Source organism: Lactobacillus sp. (assembly GCF_014803895.1).
Genome location: NZ_JAAVAU010000011.1, coordinates 53,063 through 75,941 on the forward strand (window position 1 = coordinate 53,063; position 22,879 = coordinate 75,941).

At 38.2% G+C, this 22,879-nt stretch carries 27 protein-coding genes; 1 reads left to right on the forward strand and 26 read right to left on the reverse strand.

Going from position 1 to position 22,879, the window contains the following annotated elements; genetic code table 11:
* Positions 1-5 precede the first annotated feature (5 nt).
* From rpmD to rpsL, 23 genes are all read right to left on the reverse strand, one after another.
* Positions 6-191 carry a 50S ribosomal protein L30 gene (rpmD, locus tag HDR40_RS04390; protein ID WP_290626919.1) on the reverse strand — a complete coding sequence of 62 codons (186 nt, stop codon included), beginning with the start codon at positions 189-191 and terminating at the stop codon, positions 6-8.
* Between the two features lie 12 nt (positions 192-203).
* Positions 204-728: a 30S ribosomal protein S5 gene (gene rpsE / locus HDR40_RS04395; protein ID WP_290626921.1), complete on the reverse strand. Its 525-nt coding sequence runs from the start codon at positions 726-728 to the stop codon at positions 204-206.
* Positions 729-745: 17 nt separating this feature from the next.
* A complete protein-coding gene (rplR, locus tag HDR40_RS04400; protein WP_290626922.1) occupies positions 746-1,105 on the reverse strand; it encodes a 50S ribosomal protein L18 in 360 nt (119 codons plus the stop codon).
* A gap of 27 nt (positions 1,106-1,132) precedes the next feature.
* On the reverse strand, positions 1,133-1,663 hold the full coding sequence (rplF, locus tag HDR40_RS04405; protein ID WP_290626924.1) for a 50S ribosomal protein L6: 531 nt from the start codon (positions 1,661-1,663) through the stop codon (positions 1,133-1,135).
* A gap of 25 nt (positions 1,664-1,688) precedes the next feature.
* Positions 1,689-2,087 carry a 30S ribosomal protein S8 gene (rpsH, locus tag HDR40_RS04410; protein WP_290626926.1) on the reverse strand — a complete coding sequence of 133 codons (399 nt, stop codon included), beginning with the start codon at positions 2,085-2,087 and terminating at the stop codon, positions 1,689-1,691.
* Positions 2,088-2,112: 25 nt separating this feature from the next.
* Complete coding sequence (locus HDR40_RS04415) at positions 2,113-2,298, reverse strand: type Z 30S ribosomal protein S14 (protein ID WP_006729422.1); 186 nt, start codon at positions 2,296-2,298, stop codon at positions 2,113-2,115.
* Positions 2,299-2,313: 15 nt separating this feature from the next.
* Positions 2,314-2,856: a 50S ribosomal protein L5 gene (gene rplE, locus HDR40_RS04420; protein WP_290626944.1), complete on the reverse strand. Its 543-nt coding sequence runs from the start codon at positions 2,854-2,856 to the stop codon at positions 2,314-2,316.
* Positions 2,857-2,870: 14 nt separating this feature from the next.
* Positions 2,871-3,116: a 50S ribosomal protein L24 gene (gene rplX, locus HDR40_RS04425; RefSeq protein WP_290626946.1), complete on the reverse strand. Its 246-nt coding sequence runs from the start codon at positions 3,114-3,116 to the stop codon at positions 2,871-2,873.
* 21 nt (positions 3,117-3,137) lie between these two features.
* The gene (gene rplN / locus HDR40_RS04430) at positions 3,138-3,506 is read right to left on the reverse strand and encodes a 50S ribosomal protein L14 (RefSeq protein ID WP_209685902.1); all 369 of its coding nucleotides are present in this window, start codon (positions 3,504-3,506) and stop codon (positions 3,138-3,140) included.
* 33 nt (positions 3,507-3,539) lie between these two features.
* A complete protein-coding gene (gene rpsQ, locus HDR40_RS04435; RefSeq protein WP_209685905.1) occupies positions 3,540-3,806 on the reverse strand; it encodes a 30S ribosomal protein S17 in 267 nt (88 codons plus the stop codon).
* 21 nt (positions 3,807-3,827) lie between these two features.
* Positions 3,828-4,025, reverse strand: coding sequence for a 50S ribosomal protein L29 (gene rpmC / locus HDR40_RS04440; RefSeq protein WP_209685907.1), 198 nt, complete (start codon positions 4,023-4,025; stop codon positions 3,828-3,830).
* Positions 4,015-4,452, reverse strand: coding sequence for a 50S ribosomal protein L16 (gene rplP, locus HDR40_RS04445; protein WP_290626950.1), 438 nt, complete (start codon positions 4,450-4,452; stop codon positions 4,015-4,017). Before rplP ends, rpmC begins: the two co-directional genes overlap by 11 nt.
* The gene (gene rpsC, locus HDR40_RS04450) at positions 4,452-5,126 is read right to left on the reverse strand and encodes a 30S ribosomal protein S3 (protein WP_290626952.1); all 675 of its coding nucleotides are present in this window, start codon (positions 5,124-5,126) and stop codon (positions 4,452-4,454) included. Before rpsC ends, rplP begins: the two co-directional genes overlap by 1 nt.
* Before the next feature lie 14 nt (positions 5,127-5,140).
* The gene (rplV, locus tag HDR40_RS04455) at positions 5,141-5,494 is read right to left on the reverse strand and encodes a 50S ribosomal protein L22 (RefSeq protein WP_290626954.1); all 354 of its coding nucleotides are present in this window, start codon (positions 5,492-5,494) and stop codon (positions 5,141-5,143) included.
* An 18-nt stretch (positions 5,495-5,512) separates the two neighbouring features.
* Complete coding sequence (gene rpsS, locus HDR40_RS04460; protein ID WP_290626956.1) at positions 5,513-5,794, reverse strand: 30S ribosomal protein S19; 282 nt, start codon at positions 5,792-5,794, stop codon at positions 5,513-5,515.
* 22 nt (positions 5,795-5,816) lie between these two features.
* Positions 5,817-6,653 carry a 50S ribosomal protein L2 gene (gene rplB / locus HDR40_RS04465; protein ID WP_290626958.1) on the reverse strand — a complete coding sequence of 279 codons (837 nt, stop codon included), beginning with the start codon at positions 6,651-6,653 and terminating at the stop codon, positions 5,817-5,819.
* Between the two features lie 16 nt (positions 6,654-6,669).
* Positions 6,670-6,978 (reverse strand): 50S ribosomal protein L23, encoded by a 309-nt coding sequence (rplW, locus tag HDR40_RS04470; protein WP_290626960.1) that lies wholly within the window; start codon positions 6,976-6,978, stop codon positions 6,670-6,672.
* Complete coding sequence (gene rplD / locus HDR40_RS04475) at positions 6,978-7,595, reverse strand: 50S ribosomal protein L4 (protein ID WP_290626962.1); 618 nt, start codon at positions 7,593-7,595, stop codon at positions 6,978-6,980. The genes rplW and rplD overlap by 1 nt, the downstream gene beginning before the upstream one ends.
* 14 nt (positions 7,596-7,609) lie before the next feature.
* A complete protein-coding gene (gene rplC, locus HDR40_RS04480) occupies positions 7,610-8,239 on the reverse strand; it encodes a 50S ribosomal protein L3 (RefSeq protein WP_290626964.1) in 630 nt (209 codons plus the stop codon).
* A gap of 27 nt (positions 8,240-8,266) precedes the next feature.
* Positions 8,267-8,575: a 30S ribosomal protein S10 gene (rpsJ, locus tag HDR40_RS04485; RefSeq protein WP_008469934.1), complete on the reverse strand. Its 309-nt coding sequence runs from the start codon at positions 8,573-8,575 to the stop codon at positions 8,267-8,269.
* Positions 8,576-8,855: 280 nt separating this feature from the next.
* A complete protein-coding gene (gene fusA / locus HDR40_RS04490; RefSeq protein ID WP_290626966.1) occupies positions 8,856-10,955 on the reverse strand; it encodes an elongation factor G in 2,100 nt (699 codons plus the stop codon).
* Positions 10,956-10,983: 28 nt separating this feature from the next.
* Entirely contained in the window at positions 10,984-11,454 is a 471-nt protein-coding gene (gene rpsG, locus HDR40_RS04495) for a 30S ribosomal protein S7 (RefSeq protein WP_265483515.1), read from the reverse strand.
* A 15-nt stretch (positions 11,455-11,469) separates the two neighbouring features.
* Complete coding sequence (gene rpsL, locus HDR40_RS04500; RefSeq protein ID WP_290626968.1) at positions 11,470-11,877, reverse strand: 30S ribosomal protein S12; 408 nt, start codon at positions 11,875-11,877, stop codon at positions 11,470-11,472.
* Between the two features lie 170 nt (positions 11,878-12,047).
* Here rpsL and HDR40_RS04505 point away from each other — a divergent pair, with 170 nt between their 5' ends.
* Positions 12,048-12,728: a prepilin peptidase gene (locus tag HDR40_RS04505; protein WP_290626970.1), complete on the forward strand. Its 681-nt coding sequence runs from the start codon at positions 12,048-12,050 to the stop codon at positions 12,726-12,728.
* 77 nt (positions 12,729-12,805) lie between these two features.
* Here the strand turns inward: HDR40_RS04505 and rpoC are convergent, their stop codons facing one another.
* The 3 genes from rpoC to HDR40_RS04520 all read right to left on the reverse strand — a co-directional run bounded on the left by rpoC (position 12,806) and on the right by HDR40_RS04520 (position 22,761).
* Complete coding sequence (rpoC, locus tag HDR40_RS04510) at positions 12,806-16,468, reverse strand: DNA-directed RNA polymerase subunit beta' (RefSeq protein ID WP_290626971.1); 3,663 nt, start codon at positions 16,466-16,468, stop codon at positions 12,806-12,808.
* Positions 16,469-16,485: 17 nt separating this feature from the next.
* Positions 16,486-20,112 carry a DNA-directed RNA polymerase subunit beta gene (locus HDR40_RS04515; protein ID WP_290626973.1) on the reverse strand — a complete coding sequence of 1,209 codons (3,627 nt, stop codon included), beginning with the start codon at positions 20,110-20,112 and terminating at the stop codon, positions 16,486-16,488.
* Positions 20,113-20,322: 210 nt separating this feature from the next.
* Positions 20,323-22,761: an ATP-dependent Clp protease ATP-binding subunit gene (locus HDR40_RS04520; RefSeq protein ID WP_290626975.1), complete on the reverse strand. Its 2,439-nt coding sequence runs from the start codon at positions 22,759-22,761 to the stop codon at positions 20,323-20,325.
* Positions 22,762-22,879: the final 118 nt, after the last annotated feature.

Genomic DNA, 22,879 nt, shown 5'->3' on the forward strand with positions numbered 1-22,879 from the left:
ATATATTACTTATTAACCTCTTCAACTGAGATTAGGTGTGCAATCTTCAGTAAAGCGCCACGAGTAGCAGCGTTGTCTGGAAGAACAACAGTACTGTTTACCTTACCAAGGCCAAGAGCCTTAACGATCTTTCTTTGCTTTGGTAGACGGTGTGCAACGCTTTTAATTAAGGTAACTTTTAAATCAGTCATTTATCTATCTCCTTAATCTTCTAAGCTCTTTGCAGATTCACGAAGCTTTAATACATCTTCACGAGTCTTTAACTTCTTCAAACCGTCCATAGTAGCACGGATTACATTGATAGGTGTGTTTGAACCAAGAGACTTAGAAGTTACATCTGCAATACCAGCTAAGTCCATGATGATACGAACGGCACCACCAGCTGCAACTCCGGAACCTGCTTCGGCTGGCTTCAACATGATGTTTCCTGAGCCATAGTGTCCAATGACTTCATGAGGAATAGTACTACCTACAACTGGTACCTTGATCATGTTCTTTTTACCAGCTTCAACTGCCTTACGGATAGCTTCTGGGACTTCTTGAGCTTTACCAGTACCAAAACCTACATGACCTTTTTTGTCGCCGACAATAACAACGGCAGCAAATCTCATGCGACGACCACCCTTAACAACTTTGGTGATTCGGTTGATTGCTACTAATTGATCTTCAATATCGTCTTTCTTACGATCTTTGCGAGAATCTCTACGAGAATCGTTGCGGTTTGCCATTAGTTAATTCTCCTTTCCTAGAATTCTAATCCGTTTTCACGAGCTGCATCAGCAAGAGCTTCGATACGACCATGGTAAAGGTAACCACTTCTATCGAATACTACAGCCTTAATATTCTTCTTTGCTGCTGCTTCTGCTAAAGCTTTACCAACTTGAGCTGCTTGTTCCATCTTAGAACCTTCAGCTGAGATAGCTTTATCATTTGTTGAGGCACTTGCAAGCGTTACACCCTCTACGTCATCAATTAATTGAGCGTAGATGTTTTTGTTTGAACGATAAACACTTAAGCGTGGGCGCTCAGCAGTACCAGAAATTTTACCACGAATACGTTTATGACGCTTTAAGCGTAATTTGTTTTTATCTGGTTTTGAAATCACAATTTCACCTCAAAAATTTTCTATTTATTATTTACCAGTTTTACCTTCTTTGCGACGTACTTGTTCGTCTTCGTAACGAATACCTTTACCCTTGTAAGGTTCTGGTGGACGAACATCACGAATTTCTGCCGCAAATTGACCTACAGCTTGTTTTGAAATACCTTCAATTTCAACTGAAGTTGCTGATGGGGTTTTAACAGTAATACCCTTAGGTGCTTCAAATACAACTGGATGTGAGTAACCAACGTTTAAAGTTAACTTGCTGCCTTGAGCAACTGCACGGTAACCAACACCGACTAAAGTTAACTTCTTAACGTAACCATTAGTTACACCTTCGATCATTGATGCAAGGTTTGCTCTTTCAGTACCATGAAGAGCTTTATCAGATTCACTGGAACGTGAAAAATGAATTTCACCATCGTTTTGTTCAAAGGTAATACGTGGATCAAAGTATCTAGTAAGTTCACCCTTAGGTCCCTTTACAGTGATATCATCACCATTTTTGGTAACAGTGACACCTTCAGGAACATTGATGACCTTTAAACCAATTCGGCTCATTAGTAGTTCTCCTTTCTGTCAAATATTACCAAACGTAGGCAATAACTTCGCCGCCGACGTTCTTTTCTCTAGCTTCTTTATCGGTAATTACACCAGCAGAAGTAGAAATGATGGCAATGCCAAGACCATTAAGAACCTTTGGCAAGTTTTCTGCACTAACATAATTTCTTAAACCAGGTTTTGAAATACGCTTTAAACCAGAAATAACACGTTCATTATTTGGACCGTATTTCAAGAAAACTTTAATCATACCTTGTTTATTGTCTTCTTCAACTTGGTAATCACGAATGAAGCCTTCTTGCTTTAAGATCTCACTAAGTGCTTTTTTCATTGATGATGCAGGAATTTCAACTGAATCATGTCTTGCCATGTTAGCATTTCTGATTCTAGTTAAGTAGTCTGCAATCGGATCTGTCATGACCATTTAATTTTGCCTCCTTTACCGTTAATTACCAACTTGCCTTTTTAAGACCAGGGATTTGACCCTTGTGTGCTAAGTCTTTTAAGCAAATACGGCATAACTTAAACTTGCGGTAAACAGAGTGTGGACGACCACATCTTTCGCAACGAGTGTATTCACGAGATGAGAACTTAGCAGGACGATGATTTCTGACGATTTGTGATGTTTTAGCCATTAATTGTCCTCCAAATTATTTAGCAAACGGCATACCAAAATCTGCAAGAAGTTCACGAGCTTCTTCATCAGTATTGGCAGTAGTTACAATAACAACGTCCAAACCTCTTACGCGGTTTACCTTGTCATAATCGATTTCTGGGAAAATCAATTGTTCCTTGATACCTAAAGTGTAGTTACCACGACCATCAAAAGATCTTGAACTTACACCACGGAAGTCACGAACACGAGGAAGAGAAACGTTGATTAACTTATCTAAGAAATCGTACATTCTATCGCCTCTAAGAGTTACCTTAGCACCGATAGCCATACCTTCACGCAAACGGAAGTTAGCAATAGATTTCTTTGCTTTAGTGATTAAAGGTTTTTGACCAGAAATTAAAGTTAATTCTTCAACAGCTTCATCAAGATTTTTTGCGTTGGAAACAGCATCACCAACACCCATGTTTAATACAATCTTGTCAATCTTAGGAATTTGCATTACAGATTTGTAATCAAACTTTTCGTTCAAAGCTGGAGCAATTTCTTTTGAATACTTTTCAACTAAACGATTTGCCATTTATGTCCTCCTCCCTACTTCTTTTCTTCTTTACTATTTGCTTTTGCAATTACTTTTACGTTTGAAGCATGAATTGAACCTTCTTCTTCAACTACGCCACCATTAGCGTTAGTTTGTGAAGGCTTAACGTGCTTCTTGATTTTGTTGATACCTTTGACAACGACACGGTTAGTTTTGGCGTTGACTGAAAGAACAGTGCCTTCCTTGCCCTTGTCTTTACCGGCAATAACCTTTACTTTGTCACCTGTTTTAACAAACATCAGTGCACCTCCCTAAAACTTCTACAATACTTCAGGAGCAAGAGATACGATCTTCATAAAATCGTGCTCACGCAGTTCACGGGCAACTGGCCCAAAAATACGAGTTCCACGAGGACTCTTATCAGCGTTAATTACAACAGCTGCATTTTCATCGAACTTAATGTATGAGCCATCTTCACGACGTGCACCTGATTTTGTTCTAACAATAACTGCCTTGACAACGTCACCTTTTTTGACAACGCCACCTGGTGTTGCTTGTTTAACAGCACAGACTACAATATCACCAATATTACCGGTCTTACGCTTAGAACCACCTAAAACTTTGATAACTAGGAGTTCTCTTGCACCGGAGTTGTCAGCAACCTTTAAACGGCTTTCGTGTTGGATCACTAGTATATCCTCCCCTCAATAAAATCCGCGTAATTAAATGGACTTCTTAACAATCTTAGTAAGACGGTAACGCTTCGCATGTGATAATGGACGAGTTTCCATGATACGAACAGTATCGCCAATCTTAGCTTCGTTGTTTTCATCGTGAGCGTAGTATTTCTTAGAATACTTGATACGCTTCTTATAAACAGGGTGGTTCTTGTAAGTATCAACAACAACTGTGATAGTCTTGTCCATCTTGTCAGAAACAACGCGACCTTGGTATACGTGACGACGGTTTCTTTCGTTAGTTTCGCTCAAGTTAATAACTCCCTTCCATCACTAATTCTTACTTAATTCGTTTTCGCTCAGAATAGTCTTAATTCTGGCAATATTTTTGCGGACTTGTCTCAAGCGAGCGGTGTTCTCTAATTGACCCGTTGCTTGTTGGAAACGCAAATTAAAGAGTTCTTCTTTATATTGCTTTTCCTTTTCTAACATTTGATCAGTGGTTAATGCTCTGATATCCTTAGCCTTCATTAGATTCGCCACCTACTTCCGAACTCTTCTTAACAAACTTAGTCTTGATTGGGAGCTTGTTAGATGCAAGTCTTAATGCTTCACGAGCGACATCTTCTGAAACGCCGCCAATTTCAAACATAATCTTACCTCTTTTAACAACAGCTACCCAACCTGCTGGAGCACCTTTACCGGAACCCATACGAACACCAACACCTTTAGCAGTGTAGGATTTTTGTGGGAAGATTTTAATCCAAACACGACCACCACGCTTCATGTAACGAGTCATGGCAATACGTGCAGCTTCGATTTGTCTGTTGGTAATCCAGTGAGATTCAACAGCTTGTAAACCATATTCACCAAATGCAATGGTCTTACCACCCTTGGCTTCACCACGCATCTTACCGCGGAATTCACGACGGTGCTTTACACGCTTAGGTACTAACACTATTGGTTTCCTCCCTTCGCTTTCTTAGAAGCAGGCTTGTTTTTACGTTGTGGTAAAATTTCGCCACGGTTAATCCAAACCTTAACACCAATTTGACCATAAGTGGTGTTAGCTTCTACCCATGCATAATCAATATCTGCTCTCAAAGTATGAAGTGGGACACTACCTTCAGTGTGCCATTCTCTTCTGGCCATATCTGCACCGTTTAAACGACCTGCAGTTTGTACCTTAATACCTTTAGCACCTGAACGCATAGATCTTTGAGTTGCTTGACGAGTAGCACGTCTGAAAGCAATTCTTGCTTCTAATTGACGAGCAATACTTTCACCAACTAATTTTGCATCTAAATCAGGCTTTTTAATTTCAACGATATTAATGTGAACGTTCTTCTTGGTTAAGGCGTTAAGTTGCTTTCTTAAAGCTTCAACTTCCTTACCACCTTTACCAATAACCATACCAGGCTTAGCAGTATGAATAGAAATATTAATTCTATTTGCAGCACGTTCAATTTCAACAGTGGAAACAGAAGCGTCAGCTAACTTTTCAGAGATGAACTTTCTAATACGTAAATCTTCATTTAAAGTGTCAGCGTAATCTTTGTCTGCATACCACTTTGCTTCCCAATCACGGTTAACACCGAGACGGAAACCATTTGGGTTAATCTTTTGACCCATTAAATTTACCTCCCTTAATCGTTCTTCTCAGAAACTACAACGACTACGTGGCTGGTTCTCTTATTAATTGGAGAAGCCATACCTTTAGCACGTGGACGAAATCTCTTTAAAGTTGCGCCTTCATTTACGTATGCTTCAGATACGTATAGGTTTGCACTTTCAAGATCGTAATTATGTTCTGCGTTAGCAATTGCTGATTTCAAAACTTTTTCAACGATTGGGGAAGCAGCTCTTGGCGTAAATTCTAAGATAGCTAATGCTTCAGCAACACTCTTACCGCGAATAAGGTCTACAACCAAGCGGGCTTTTCTAGGAGCGATGCGAACAGTTCTTGCTTCAGCTCTAGCTGAACTAATTTGTTCTGCCATTTATATGTTTCTCCTTTCTTATTTAGTAGTAGTTGCCTTATCAGCAGCCTTGTGGCCACGGAAAGTTCTAGTAGGTACAAATTCACCTAACTTGTGACCAACCATATCTTCAGTAACATAAACTGGCACATGCTTTCTGCCATCGTATACAGCTATTGTGTAACCAACAAAGGAAGGGAAAATAGTTGAACGACGGGACCAGGTTTTAATTACTTGCTTCTTTTCGGAGCCTTCTTGGGCTTCGATCTTCTTTAAAAGGCTTTCATCTGCGAAAGGACCTTTTTTAATACTACGGCTCATTAATTAACCTCCTTTTGTTTAACTATTTGTTACCCTTACGGTGACGAATAATAAGCTTTTCACTTCTAGCCTTAGAGTTTCTAGTCTTGATACCACGAGCCTTTTTACCCCATGGAGTCATAGGTTGTGGGCGACCAACTGGAGCTTTACCTTCACCACCACCATGTGGGTGATCGTTAGGGTTCATTACAGAACCACGAGATTGTGGACGCTTACCTAACCAACGTTTACGACCAGCTTTACCTAATTGGATTAATGAGTGTTGTTCATTACCAACAGAACCAATAGTAGCACGGCAAGCTGATAAAATCTTACGAACTTCACCACTTTGTAATCTTACTAAAGCGTACTTGCCATCAAAACCAAGAACTTGAGCAACAGTACCAGCACTTCTTACTAATTGTCCACCCTTACCTGGTTTAAGTTCAATATTGTGAATTTCAGTACCTGCAGGAATAGCTGACAATGGTAATGCATTACCAGGTTTAATATCTGCATCTGCACCAGATTCAACAATATCGCCAACTTTTAAGCCCTTTGGAGCTAAAATGTAAGCCTTAATACCATCAGTGTAGTGAAGAAGAGCGATGTTAGCAGTTCTATTTGGATCATATTCGATTGCTTTAACTACTGCATGTACATCATCTTTATTACGCTTGAAGTCAATAATACGGTACTTTTGCTTATGACCACCACCACGGTGTCTAACAGTAATACGACCGTAAGAGTTACGACCAGCAGTCTTACTTTGTGATTCAAGTAAAGTCTTTTCAGGCTTACTCTTAGTGATTTCAGCAAAGTCAGAAGAAGTCATATTACGTCTGCCGTTTGTGGTTGGCTTATATTTAATAATTGCCAATTGACTGACCTCCTAATTACTTATCTTCTTTAGTTTCGTTATTGTCATTGAAGATCTTAATTGCATTTGAATCTTCAGTTAAAGTAACGATTGCTTTTCTACGACGAGCAGTCTTACCAGTATAACGGCCGACTCTCTTTTCTTTTCCACGAACGTTCATAATGTTAACTTTTTTAACTTTTACGTCAAAAATTTCTTCAATAGCATTACGAACTTGAGTCTTGGTAGCTGACACAAGGACATCAAAAGTGTACTTGTTATCATCCATTAAATCCATTGACTTTTCGGTTATAACGGGACGTAAGATGATATCGTGTGCATCCATTATGCCAAAACCTCCTCAATTCTCTTAATAGCGTCTTGAGTTAATACAAGTTTATCGTAGTTAACTACATCAACAACATTTAAGCCGTTTACAGGAACTACTTTAACCTTTGGAAGGTTCTTACCTGATAATTGAACATTCTTATCATCAGAAACTACTAACACCTTACCAGTAATATTTGCACTATCTAAAATAGCTAACAAATCCTTAGTCTTAGGTGCAGCTAAAGTTAATTGATCAAGAATAACCAATTCATTGTCAGCAACTTTTTGGGAAAGAACTGACTTCATAGCTAAACGACGTGCCTTACGTGGCATACTCATCTTGTATGAACGTGGAGTAGGACCAAATACAGTACCACCACCACGCCATTGTGGTGCTCTAATGGAACCTTGACGAGCACGACCAGTACCCTTTTGTCTCCAAGGTTTCTTACCACCACCACGAACAGCTGATCTATTCTTTACAGCAGAAGTACCTTGGCGCATGCCGGCTCTTTGTCTAATAATAGCATCAAAAACAACACTTTCGTTAGGTTCAATGCCGAAGATTTCTTCATTTAAATCAACATTACCAGCTGATTTACCTTTTTGATCGATAACTTGCAAATTAGCCATTATAGTCCTCCTTCCTATTTAGCAGCCTTTACAGCAGACTTAACAAAAATTAATGAATTCTTTGCACCTGGAACGTTACCCTTAATAAGTAATACATTCTTTTCTGGTACAACTTTTTCGATTACTAAGTTTTGAACAGTGACTGTCTTGCCACCCATGTGACCAGGTAATCTCTTACCCTTAGGTACACGGTTAATGATTGAACCCATAGAACCTGCGACTCTGTGGTATCTTGAACCGTGAGTTTCAGGACCTCTTGATTGGCCCCAACGCTTGATATTACCTTGAGTACCATGACCCTTTGAAGTTCCAGTAACGTCAACAACGTCACCTTCACTAAATGAGTCCACCGTGATTTCTGAGCCGACTTCATAGTCCTTAAGCTCTACATCGCGGATTTCTCGAATGAAGCGCTTAGGTGAAGTCTTTGCCTTTGCAGCATGACCTTTGGCTGGCTTGTTACTCAATACTTCACGCATATCTTGGTAACCTACTTGAACTGCTTCGTAACCATCTGATTCGTTGGTCTTAACTTGTAAAACCACGTTAGGGGTTGCTTCAACAACAGTTACAGGAACCAAAACACCATTTTCAGTGAAGATTTGAGTCATACCGACCTTTTTTCCTAAGATTCCTTTGGTCATGATTACACCTCCATATTTATTTTACTATTATAATTTAATCTCGATATCTACGCCACTTGGAAGATCAAGCTTCATTAATGAATCAACAGTCTTAGGTGTTGGATTCAAAATATCAATTAAACGCTTGTGTGTACGAATTTCAAATTGTTCACGTGAATCCTTGTTCTTATGTGGGGAACGTAAAACAGTGAACAAAGTTCTTTCAGTAGGCAATGGAACTGGACCTGAAATTTCTGCACCAGTTCTTTGCGCAGTTGCTACAATTTTAGCAGCTGATTCATCGAGAATACCATGTTCGTAAGACTTTAATCTAATACGAATTTGTTGACTTGCCATCTAATAACCTCCTTCGTCTTCTTTTAAAGATGACTAGCTCAGCAAAAATTACCGACCACCTCTGTGGCAATGCAGCCTGGTGTGCCGCAACCTTTTGCGTCAAAGCATATAACTTGTGCAAGAGTATACTCTACCCTTTCAAATCGCACGTTTTATATTGTACTGGGTATTCCTTTAAATATCAAGGTTTTTAACAAAATTAATTAAATTCGTTTTTTGAATCAAATAAATAAATACATACAAAAAAGGCATCAGTTAACCTGATACCTTTTAACGCATATTATTCAGCGTTGTTATTGCCACCGCGTTCCTTAATAATTTCTTCTTGAATTGATTTAGGAGTTGGTGAGTAGTGGTCAAATACCATAGTAAATGTACCACGACCTTGTGTTGATGAACGTAAAGTGGTTGCGTAACCAAACATTTCTGAAAGTGGAACAAATGAGTTGATAATCTTAGCACCAGCTCTATCTTCCATACCTTCCATAGTACCACGACGAGCAGTAAGTGAGCCCATTACATCACCTAAGTATTCTTCTGGAGTGGTTACTTGAACCTTCATAATAGGTTCCAATACCACTGCGCCAGCCTTAGATGCAGCATTCTTTAATGCAAGAGATGCAGCTACCTTGAATGCAGCTTCAGATGAGTCAACTTCGTGGTAACTACCATCGTAAAGCTTAGCTTTAACATCAATCAATGGGTAACCTGCAAGAACACCATTCTTCATAGCTTCTTGTAAACCTTGATCAACTGAAGGAATAAATTCACGAGGAACTACACCACCAACGATAGCGTCTTCAAATTCGTAGCCTTTACCTTCTTCGTTTGGAGTAAATTCTACCCAAACATCACCATATTGACCTTTACCACCAGATTGACGAACAAACTTACCTTGTGCTTGTGCTGGCTTAGTGAAAGTTTCACGGTAAGCAACTTGTGGCTTACCAATCTTAGCTGCAACGTTGAATTCACGCTTCATACGTTCAACCATGATATCTAAGTGTAATTCACCCATACCAGAAATTAAAGTTTGACCAGTTTCTGGATTAGTTTCTGCACGGAAAGTCGGATCTTCTTCAGTAAGCTTTTGTAAAGCCACATCCATCTTATCACGATCAGCTTTAGATTCTGGTTCAACAGAAACTTGGATAACTGGATCTGGAACTTGTAAACTTTCCAAAATAAGTGGATGATCTGGATCAGTTAAAGAATCCCCAGTAGTAGTATTCTTCAAACCAATAGCACCAGCAATATCACCTGAGAATACTTCTGGAATTTCAGTTCTTGAGTTAGCGTGCATTTGAAGCAAACGACCTACACGTTCACGTGAGTTCTTAGATGCGTTCAAAACATATGAACCAGATTGAAGAGTACCAGTGTAAACACGAATGAAAGTTAAACGTCCAACAAATGGATCAGTTGCAATCTTAAATGCCAAAGCAGCAAATGGCTTGTTATCATTAGCCATAAGTTCAACTTCGTCACCAGTCTTAGGATCATGTGCAACATAAGGTTTAACATCAAGTGGTGATGGAAGGTAGTCCACAACACCATCAAGCATCATTTGAACACCCTTGTTCTTAAATGCTGAACCAGCATAAACTGGGAAGAATTCTAAGTTCAAAGTAGCCTTACGGATAGCAGCCTTTAATTCATCATTAGAAATTTCTTCACCACCAAGGTATTTTTCCATGATAGCATCATCAACATCTGCAACAGCTTCAATTAATTCAGCACGACGTGCTTCAGCTTCTTCTTTATATTCATCAGGAACTGGAATAGTTTCCCATTTAGAGCCGAGCTTATCTTCATCATAAACATCTGCAACCATGTCGATTAAGTCAATGACACCTTCAAAAGTATCAGCAGAACCAATAGGCATTTGGACAGCGTGAGCATTTGCATTCAAACGTTCATGCAAAGATTTAACAGACTTATCAAAGTCAGCACCAATTTTATCCATCTTGTTAACAAAAACAATACGAGGAACACCGTAAGTTTCAGCTTGACGCCAAACATTTTCAGTTTGTGGTTCTACACCTGCTTGAGCATCAAGAACAGTTACGGCACCATCAAGAACACGAAGTGAACGTTCTACTTCGATAGTAAAGTCCACGTGTCCTGGAGTATCGATAATGTTAACACGGTAATCCTTCCATTGAGCAGTAGTAGCTGCAGAAGTAATAGTGATACCACGTTCTTTTTCTTCATCCATCCAGTCCATTTGTGAATCACCTTCGTGAGTTTCACCAATTTTATGGATTTTACCAGTATAGTACAAAATACGTTCAGTAGTAGTAGTCTTACCGGCATCAATGTGGGCCATGATACCAATGTTACGTGTTTTTTCCAAAGGGAATTCACGTTTGTTAGCCATAAAATATATCTCCTTTAAAAACTAACGATTAGAAGCGGTAGTGAGCAAATGCACGGTTTGCTTCTGCCATTCTGTGGACGTCTTCACGTTTCTTAACTGCAGAACCAGTATTGTTTGCAGCATCCATAATTTCATTTGCAAGACGTTCATCCATAGTATGTTCATTACGTAAACGTGCGTATGAAACAATCCATCTTAAACCAAGAGTAGTTCTTCTTTCAGGACGAACTTCAACTGGGATTTGGTAGTTAGAACCACCGATACGGCGAGCCTTAACTTCCAATACAGGCATAACATTGTTCATAGCTTCTTCAAAAACTTCAACTGGTTCTTTACCAGTCTTATCTTGAATAATGTCAAAAGCATCGTAAAGAATTGAAGATGCCTTTGCCTTCTTACCATCAATCATTAAATGGTTTACTAACTTAGTAACCAACTTAGAGTTGTAAACTGGATCTGCTAAAACGTCTCTCTTAGCAACTTTACCTTTTCTAGGCATTCTGAATTCCTCCTATTAGTCCTTCTTTGCACCGTACTTAGAACGGCTTTGTTTTCTGCCATCAACACCTGCAGTATCCAAAGCACCACGAACAATGTGGTAACGAACACCAGGAAGGTCCTTTACACGACCACCACGAATTAATACTACTGAGTGTTCTTGTAAGTTATGACCAATACCAGGAATGTAAGCAGTAACTTCGATCATGTTTGAAAGACGAACACGAGCATACTTACGTAAAGCTGAGTTAGGCTTCTTAGGTGTCATAGTACCTACACGAGTTGCAACACCACGCATTTGTGGAGCTGGAGTGTAGTTCATCTTCTTCTTCATACTATTGTAAGAATAGTTTAAAGCTGGTGAGTTAGATTTAGTCGTCTTAGAGTGACGGCCTTTTCTAACCAATTGGTTAATTGTTGGCATTAAATGTTCCTCCTAATTTGTTCACACATCCGGGAGTTTCTTTTTGACCTCACGGACATCATGTTTATATGCACAAAAAATAGTTTAACGCGAATAAACTCGTGGGTCAACATTTTTAATAAATTTTCACAGCTTTTATTTTTTTGCGTACATATAATTGAGGTGAAAAAATGGAAATAATTACTCTGATACTTAACTTTATAATTGGTAGCTGCCTTGGGTCCCATGCTTTAGTACTTGTCCAGCGCTTAGACAATACTAATTTTATCTATGGAAGCTCTTATTGTGATACTTGCCATATTAAACTTTCTCTTCTTGATGAAATTCCAATTTATTCTTTTATACATAATAAGGGAAAGTGTAAATTTTGCCACGCAACTATTCCTATAATCACTATTATTTCAGAAATATTTGGTGGCTTTGCATTTTTAAAAATTACTTTTTATGAAAGGTTTGATATTTTAAATATATTATTTATCTTTTATCTATTAGTTATTAGTCTTCAAGATTATCAAGAAAAAGAATTTTCAACTGTATTTATTATTCCTTTAACATTAATCACATTCCTTTCGCCAATAAGCTCTTATCATAGATTTATCTTAACTGAATGGGTAACTTTGCTTTTCATAAGTTTCTTTTTTATTATTCAAATATTAAAAAAGAAAATGGGACTGGGCGATTTAATAATTTTCATTTTACTAGCATTGTATCTTGGAACTTTAATAGCCGTTCATATTTTACTTATAGGATGCATTTTACTTTTAATTTATTACGTTTTCAATCATACTTCCTCTTCATTACCTTTTATCCCTTTTATTTTCTGCGGTTTTATCATTAATAGCTTATTCTAGCAAACAAAAAAGGAACTATCGCAACGATAGTCCCTTTTTAAAACACAAATGTATTGAACTTTAACTAAGCTTAAAGTTTATTTTGATTTTTCTTTATCAGCAGCGTCCATTTTTTTCTTAACATCTGCAATAGATTGAAGTGGCTTCTTTTCATCTACAACCACTGGTCCGTCAACCTTTGGTTCCATTTCACGATATACAGGCATACCAGTACCGGCAGGAATAATCTTACCGATAATAACATTTTCCTTAAGACCAAGCAATGGATCATTTTTACCACGAATTGAAGCATCAGTAAGGACACGAGTAGTTTCTTGGAATGAAGCAGCAGATAAGAAACTGTTAGTTTCCAAAGCAGCCTTAGTAATACCAAGAATCACACTTTGTGCAGTAGCTGGAATACCACCTGAAGTAATAACTTCCTTGTTTCTCTCTCTAAATTCGCCGATATCCATTAATTCACCTGGTAAAATATCAGTTTCACCTGGATCCAAAATGCGAACTTTTTGTAACATCTGACGAGCCATTACTTCGACGTGCTTATCGGCAATTTCTACACCCTGCATTCTGTAGGCTTTTTGAATTTCACTCAAAATATACTTCTCAGTAGTCAAAGCATCACGAACTCTAATTAATTCCTTAGGATCAATTGAACCAAGCGTTAATTTTTCACCACGTTCAATATGGTCACCTTCACTCACTGCAACAGATGCGGTATAAGGAACATCATAAGTTCTAGTATCAGTTTGACCTTTAACAGTGATTTGACGAGTATGTTCAGCTGGGTCCTCTTCAATTGAAACAACTTCACCAGTTACTTCAGAAATTGCTGCACGTCCCTTAGGGTTACGAGCTTCAAATAATTCTTGAACACGAGGAAGACCTTGAGTAATATCAGCTGCACCAGCAACACCACCATTGTGGAAGTTACGCATAGTCAATTGAGTACCTGGTTCACCAATTGATTGAGCGGCAACAGTACCAACTGCTTCACCAACTTCGACATCTTCACCAGTAGCCAAGTTCATACCATAACACTTCTTACATACACCATGTTGAGTGTTGCAAGTAAATACGGAACGAATTGTTACTTCGCTTACACCAGCATCGACAATCTTGTGGGCCATATCTTCGTCCATCATTACATCAGCTGGACAAATTACTTCATGAGTTTCAGGATCATAAACACTCTTAGAAGTGTAACGACCAACTAAACGATCAAATAATGGTTCAATCATTTCATCGCCTTCAGTAATAGCGTGTACAGTCAAACCACGATCAGTACCACAATCTTCTTCGCGAATAATAACATCTTGAGCAACATCTACTAAACGACGAGTTAAGTAACCAGAGTTAGCAGTCTTCAAAGCAGTATCTGTCATACCCTTACGAGCACCGTGAGTAGACATGAACATTTCCAAAACAGTAAGACCTTCACGGAAGTTTGAAGTAACAGGAATTTCCATCATACCTCCGTTAGGAGCAGCCATCAAACCACGCATACCAGCTAACTGAGTAAAGTTAGAAATATTACCACGCGCACCAGAATCGGCCATGACAGTAATTGGATTTCTTGGAGCATGGATTTGAGCAATTTCGTTTTGTACAACGTCCTTACATTGGTTCCAAATACTGATTACTCGATCATGTCTTTCTTCATCAGTAATTAATCCACGACGGTATTGTTTAGAAACAGTATCAACTTTCTTACGAGCTTCAGCTACAATATCATCCTTATCAGTAATCTCAGGAATATCTTCAACACCAATGGTTAGACCAGAGGTAGTACATGCAGTATATCCTAATTCCTTCATGTCATCTAAAAGGTCTGAAGTTCTTTGAACTTTGTACTCTTTGTAAACTTGAGCAATCGCATCTGATAAGAAGCCTTTCTTGAAGGCATCACCTAGTCTCATGTTATCCAATTTTTCGTGGATATCTTCACCTGGTTGCAAGAAATACTTTTCATCAATTGGATGAGTTAAGTTTTCTTGAGTAGGATCATTAAGGTAGAAGAAATCTTTAGGGAAGATTTGATTAAACACTAACTTACCATAAGTAGTTACAAAAATTCCATGTTCATAACCCTTTGGCCATGGCTTTTCAGGCATAGAATCAGCAGCTAACCCGATTCTAGTATGGTAGTGAATATCACCATTTGCATACGCAATTGCAGCTTCTTCTGGTGAATCAAAAATCATACCTTCACCTTCACGACCACGTTCAGCTTGAGTTAACCAGTAATTACCCAAAACCACGTCCTGAGATGGGGTAACAATTGGCTTTCCATCTTTAGGTGCTAAAATATGGTGAGCTGCAAGCATCAAAAGACGTGATTCAGCAACAGCTTCATCAGATAAAGGCACGTGGATAGCCATTTGGTCACCATCAAAGTCAGCATTGTAAGCTTCACAAGCTAATGGGTGAAGTCTAATTGACTTACCTGGAACTAAAACTGGTTCGAAAGCTTGGATACCTAAACGGTGAAGAGTAGGGGCACGGTTCAAAAGAACTGGTCTTTCTTTGATAACATCCTCTAAAATGTCCCAAATGTCATCATCTTCTCGGTCAATCTTACGCTTAGCGTTCTTAATATTTGAAGCTAAACCACGTTTTACCAATTCATGCATTACAAATGGCTTAAATAATTCAAGAGCCATTGGACGTGGAACACCACATTGATAGAATTTCAATTTTGGTGAAACATCAATAACTGAACGACCTGAGTAATCAACACGTTTACCAAGCAAGTTTTGACGGAAACGACCTTGCTTACCCTTTAACATATGAGAAAGTGATTTAAGTGGACGGTTACCTGGTCCAACAACTGGTCGCCCACGACGACCATTATCAATCAAAGCATCAACCGCTTCTTGTAACATTCTCTTTTCATTTTGAACAATGATACGAGGAGCATTTAAATCAAGCAATCTCTTCAAACGATTATTTCTATTAATTACACGTCTATATAAATCGTTCAAATCAGAAACAGCGAAACGACCACCATCAAGTTGAACCATTGGACGTAAGTCTGGTGGAATAACTGGAATACAATCCATAACCATCCATTCAGGCTTATTACCAGAATGCTTAAACGCATCTAAAATATCAAGACGTCTGATAGCACGAGTTCTCTTTTGACCTTGTGCAGTCTTTAATTCTTCTTTTAGTTCTTTAACTTCTTTATCAACATCTACTTGTTGAAGAAGATCTTTAATGGCTTCGGCACCCATTTTTGCAGTAAAACGGTTGCCATATTTTGCCTTCTTTTCACGATATTCAGCATCAGTTAAAAGTTGTTTATATTCGAGATCAGTATCACCTGGATCAATCACAATATATGCAGCAAAATAAATTACTTCTTCTAGTGAACGAGGTGAAATATCAAGAACAAGACCCATACGGGATGGGATACCTTTGAAATACCAGATATGAGAAACTGGAGCAGCTAATTCGATGTGACCCATGCGTTCTCTTCTTACTTTAGAAGAAGTTACTTCAACACCACAACGATCACATACAATACCACGATAACGAACACCCTTGTACTTACCACAAGCACAAGACCAGTCTTTAGTTGGTCCGAAAATTCTTTCATCGAACAAACCATCTTTTTCTGGTTTCAAAGTACGGTAGTTAATGGTTTCAGGTTTTTTAACCTCACCATAAGACCAACTTCTGATCTTATTTGGTGAAGCCAAACCAATTTGCATACTTTCAAACTTATTTACGTCGATCAAAAGTTTAACCTCCTATATTACTTAGAAACCTTATCATCTGATGAATCTGATGAATCTTTAGATTTTGCATCATCACTATTTTTTGCGGCTTCTTCGGCTAACTTCTTCTTTTCTTGCTTTTGAGCCATTTCAGATAATTTATCGATATTTAAATGCTCACTTGCATCATTATCCATATCACGTAGCTCAATTTCTTTATGGTTCATATCTAAGACTTTGATATCCAAACCAAGAGATTGTAATTCTTTAACCAAAACTCTAAATGATTCAGGAACACCAGGCTTAGGAATTTTTTCACCCTTAACAATGGCTTCATATGCCTTTACACGACCCACAACATCATCAGACTTGTAAGTTAAGATTTCTTGAAGAGTGTAGGCAGCACCATATGCTTCAAGTGCCCAAACTTCCATTTCACCGAAACGCTGTCCACCAAATTGTGCTTTACCACCAAGAGGTTGTTGAGTAACCAATGAGTAAGGCCCAATTGAACGAGCGTGCATCTTGTCATCAACCATGTGAGTTAATTTCAAGTAGTACATAATACCAATTGAAACTCTGTTGTGGAAAGGTTCCCCTGTACGTCCATCGTAAAGAACAGTCTTACCATCTTTACCAAGACCAGCTTCACGAACCATCTTCCACATATCATCTTCAGATGCACCATCGAATACTGGGGTTGCTACGTGAACACCAAGTTGTTTAGCCGCAATACCTAAGTGTAATTCTAAAACCTGTCCGATATTCATACGTGAAGGCACACCCATTGGGTTCAAACAAATATCAACTGGACGACCATCTGGTAAGTATGGCATATCTTCTTCTGGAGCAACAATAGCAATCGTACCCTTGTTACCGTGACGACCAGCCATCTTATCACCAACTTGAATCTTACGCTTTTGAACAATGTAGACACGAACCATTTGGTTAACACCAGGTGGTAATTCGTCACCGGCTTCACGAGTGAAGATTTGAACATTTTGGACGATACCGCCACCACCATGTGGTACACGAAGGGATGTATCACGTACTTCACGTGCTTTTTCACCAAAAATTGCGTGAAGCAAGCGTTCTTCAGCTGATAATTCTGTTACACCCTTTGGAGTAACCTTACCAACTAAAATATCACCATCATGAACTTCAGCCCCAATACGGACAATACCACTTTCATCAAGGTCCTTAAGCGCATTTTCTCCAGCATTAGGAATTTCACGTGTGATTTCTTCAGGTCCTAACTTAGTATCACGAGCTTCTGATTCATAGTCTTCAATATGGATTGATGTATATACATCTTCCTTAACCATTCTTTCAGAAATCATAACGGCATCTTCAAAGTTATACATGTTCCAAGTGGTAAAGGCAATAATTGGGTTTTGACCTAAAGCCAATTCGCCTCTATCCATTGCAGGACCATCAGCAATAACTTCACCTGCTACAACCTTGTCCCCTTGATGAACATTTGGAGTTTGGTTGTAGTTCTTAGTTGCATTTGAGCGACGATACTTTTCAAGAACATACTTATCTAAAGTTTTGTCATCTCTTCTAACGCGGATTTCATTAGCGTCAACATATTCTACAACACCAGGTTCTTGAGCTAAGATTGCATCACCAGAGTCATGAGCAGCACGATATTCCATACCAGTACCAACAATTGGCGCATGTGGATTAATCAAAGGAACAGCTTGACGTTGGTGGTTAGCTCCCATCAAAGCACGGTTTGAGTCATCGTTTTCAAGGAATGGAATACATGCAGAAGTTACAGATACTACTTGTTTAGGAATAACGTCCATGTAGTCAACCTTATCAGGGCTAACTTCAAGGTTTTCTTCCCTATGACGAGCCAAAACAATCTTGTCTTTAAATGAACCATCTTCGTTTAAAGGAGAGTTAGCACTGGCAATAATGTAGTTATCTTCAACATCAGCAGTTAAGTAATCGATTTTATCGGTAACCTTGTGAGTATCCCAAGAAACACGACGATATGGAGTTTCAATAAAACCATACTTATTTACAACAGCATAAGTTGCTAAAGAGTTAATTAACCCAATGTTAGGACCTTCAGGAGTTTCAATAGGACATAAACGTCCATAGTGAGTATAGTGCACGTCACGAACTTCATAACCAGCACGATCACGTGACAAACCACCAGGTCCTAATGCTGACATACGACGCTTGTGAGTTAACTCACCTAGTGGGTTATTTTGATCCATAAATTGGGATAATTGAGATGAACCAAAGAATTCTTTAACTGAAGCAACAACAGGACGAATATTAATTAATTGTTGTGGTGTAACAGTAGAAATGTCTTGGATTGACATTCTTTCACGAACCACACGTTCCATTCTTGCTAAACCAATTCTAAATTGGTTTTGAAGCAATTCACCCACACGACGGATACGACGGTTACCCAAGTGGTCAATATCATCAACGTTGCCGATATTATCTTGAAGTGCAAAGAAGTAGTTAATTGAACTTAATACATCAGCAGGAGTTAAGTATTTAACATCATCAGCAATGTGACCGTTAGAAATAAGCTTCACTACACGTTCAGGATCAACCTTGGAGTAAACTTTAATTTCTTGAACAGTAACAGGATCAGGTAAAACACCCTCTTCTGATGGTTGGTAAGTTACCATCTTGAAGTCATCACGATCTAAATATGGAGAAAGTTTGTCCATAATTTCATGATTAATTACTGTGCCTTTCTTAGCAATAATTTCACCAGTATCTGGATCTGCTAAAGTTTCTGCTAGAGTTTGTCTCAAAAGACGGTTCTTTAGAGATAGCTTTTTATTGATCTTGTAACGACCAACAGGTGCTAAATCATATCTTCTTGGATCAAAAAATCTAGCATAAAGAAGTGATCTTGATGAATCAGTAGTCTTAGGTTCACCAGGACGTAATCTTTCGTAAATATCCTTTAAAGCTTCAGCAACACGAGAATCAGCTGGATTCTTGTGAATATCTTTTTCTAAAGTAAAACGTAAGGAATCACTGTCACCAAAGATGTTTTGAATTTCATCATCAGAACCAAAGCCCAATGCACGAATTAAAATACTCAATGGGAGCTTACGAGTACGGTCGATACGGACATAAGCCAAGTCTTTAGAATCAGTTTCGTATTCAAGCCAAGCTCCACGGTTAGGAATAACGGTAGCACCAAAAATTTGACGACCATTCTTGTCAAAATCAGAATGATAGTAAACACCAGGTGATCTAACTAATTGGGAAACGATAACTCTTTCAGCACCATTAATTACAAAAGTACCAGAGTCAGTCATCAAGGGAAACTCACCAAAGAATACATCTTGGGTTTTAATTTCACCAGTTTCATGATTGGTTAATTTTAAAGTTACATGAAGCGGTGCAGAGTAATTGGCATCGTGATCACGAGCTTCTTCAAGAGTATATTTAGGTTTCAAAAGTTTGTAGTCTACAAACTCAAGCGAAAGCTTTCCGGAAAAGTCTGAAATTGGCATAATGTCATCAAACATTTCACGGATACCTTCATTAAGAAACCACTTGTAAGATTGCGTTTGTACATCAGTCAAGTTAGGCAATTTCAATACTTCTTTAATACGTGAGAAACTGCGTCTTGTACGTTGATGACCGTAGTTTACAGCGTGTCCTAACAAAGAAAACATCCTTTCCATTTTTATCTAGAAGCTAATATTACATTTGTGTTACATTTTGCAAAAAGGACAAATTTGGGTATAAAAAAACAAAAACAACAAAACCTATGTCGTTTTTGTTTTATCATTCTACCGGACAATAGATCGGTAGAATCCTGAATTTCAGCCTTTTAAACAGCTTATAATTTTATACTGATTTTTCAAATTTGTCAATACTTTAGGCTAGCTATTTACTAGCTTTTTATCCGTAAGAATATTGAACTTTAATTTACCATGACTAGCCCCAACTTTTAAAGTTTGACCAGCAGATAGCTCATTACTAATTAAGTATTGGGCAATTGGATCTTCTAAATCCCGCTGAATTGAACGACGTAATGGACGAGCACCCATTTCTGGATCAAAACCATCTTTAGCTAAAACATCTAAAGCAGCTGGAGAAAGTTTTAAAGTAATATCTTTACTTGCTAACCGTCTAACTAAACGTTGTGTCATCAAAGTAACAATTTGGCGAAGTTCTGGTTTAGTTAAGCTATCAAAGACAACCATTTCATCAATTCGATTCAAAAATTCTGGTCTAAAGAATTGTTTAGTTGCTTGCTTAACCTTTTCAGCACGCAACTTATCTAAATCAGCTTTTTCAGCAGAAAAACCGACTACTTTATCTTCTTGCAAAGCTCTTGACCCTAAATTAGAGGTCATGATAATAATTGTATTTCTAAAATCAACGCGACGTCCCTTAGAGTCAGTTAAAAATCCTTCATCAAGAACTTGCAAAAGCAGATTAAATACTTCTGGATGAGCCTTTTCAACTTCATCAAGCAAGATAACTGAGTATGGATCACGACGGACCTTTTCAGAAAGTTGGCCCCCCTCTTCATAACCCACATATCCTGGAGCTGAACCAATTAACTTACTCGTAGCCACTTGGTCCATGTATTCCGACATATCTACTCTAATGATATTCTTTTCGGAGCCGAACACAGCAGCAGCTAAAGCTTTTGCTAATTCTGTTTTACCTACACCAGTTGGACCCAAGAATAGGAATGAACCGATTGGACGATCTTCATCCTTAATTCCACTCCGACTACGGCGAATAGCTTTACTTACTGCACTAATTGCTTGTTCTTGACCAATAACTCGTTCATGCAAAATACCTTCGAGATTGGCTAAACGTTTAGTTTCGCTGTGTTTCATTCTAGTCACTGGTACTCCAGTCCATTGAGAAACAACTTTTGCAATTTGGTCAGTGGTAACAACTGCCTGTTGCCCTTTTTGATGATCAATATCTTCTTCTAATTCTTTGCGCTTATTTTGTAATTTAGTTTCATCATCACGTAAGTTAGCTGCTTCTATAAAGTTTTGATTTTCAACAGCCTGTTCTTTACGTTTAATTGTTGATTTAATCTGCGTCTCTAACCTAGTTAAACGAGGATCAATTTCACCATTATTCTGAATTTTAACGGCAGCACTTGCCTCATCAATCAAATCAATAGCCTTATCCGGCAAGAAACGATTAGAAATATATCTTACAGAAAAATCAACAGCATCCTTTAATGCATCATCTGTAACTTTAACATTATGATAAGCTTCATATTTAGGTCTTAAGCCACGTAAAATTTCAATTGTTGCGTCCTTAGATGGTTCACCAATTTTTACCTGCTGGAACCGACGAGCCAAAGCAGAATCTTTTTCAATATACTTTTGATATTCATCAAAAGTCGTCGCACCAATCATTTGAATATCACCACGAGCAAGAGATGGCTTTAAAATATTAGAAGCATCAATAGCACCTTCAGCACCACCGGCACCAATTAAAGTATGCATTTCATCAACAAATAGGATTACCTCACCATCATCATGAACTTCTTTCAAAATCTTTTTCATTCGATCTTCAAATTCACCACGATATTTAGTACCAGCAATCAAGCTTCCCATATCTAAAGCCATAACTCGCTTATGGATTAAATCTGCAGGAACTTGTTGATTAACAATGGCCGCCGCAATTGCTTGAGCAACTGCTGTTTTACCTACACCCGGTTCGCCCACTAAAACAGGATTATTTTTAGTACGACGAGCAAGTATTTGAATCATTCGTTTAATTTCTTTATCACGACCAATAACGGGATCTATACCGCCTTCTAAAACTCGTTTATTCAAGTTAACACTTACTTTATCTAAAGTTGGCGTTAAAGACTTTCCATTACTATCGGTAGGACCATCTTCGCTACGATCAGATAAAATTTCTTTGACTTCATCTACAATCATCTTAGGATCGACATTCAAGTTTTTCAGAATCATACTAGCCAAAATTTGATCACTTGCTAGTAATCCTAACAAAATATGAGCAGTACCAATTTTACCTGAACCCAAACTGTCCGCCTTTTGCTTAGCGTATTTTAAAACCAAATCCAAGCGAGGAGACATCTCCATATAATTTGTTTGAGAACTCGAGCCATAACCAGTATAGCGTTCAATTTCCTCACGAACCAAAGTTGGTGTCACACCATTTTCGCGTAATAACTTACCAGCTTCTCCCTCAGATTCGATTACTAGTGCGAGCAAGACATGCTCAGTACCAATAATTCGGTGTTGAAAATTTTGCGCTTGTTCTCGTGCAATTCTCAGAGCTTCCTTTGCATTTTTACTGTAAGAATTTTCCATTTTGCACCGCCTTACTAATTTTTTATAAGTTGCAATCTTTAGCTAAACATTTTAAGCCTTAAGTGAAAAAAAGTAAAATATTTAACGTTTAACTAGTTCATTATAACAATTATCAGAA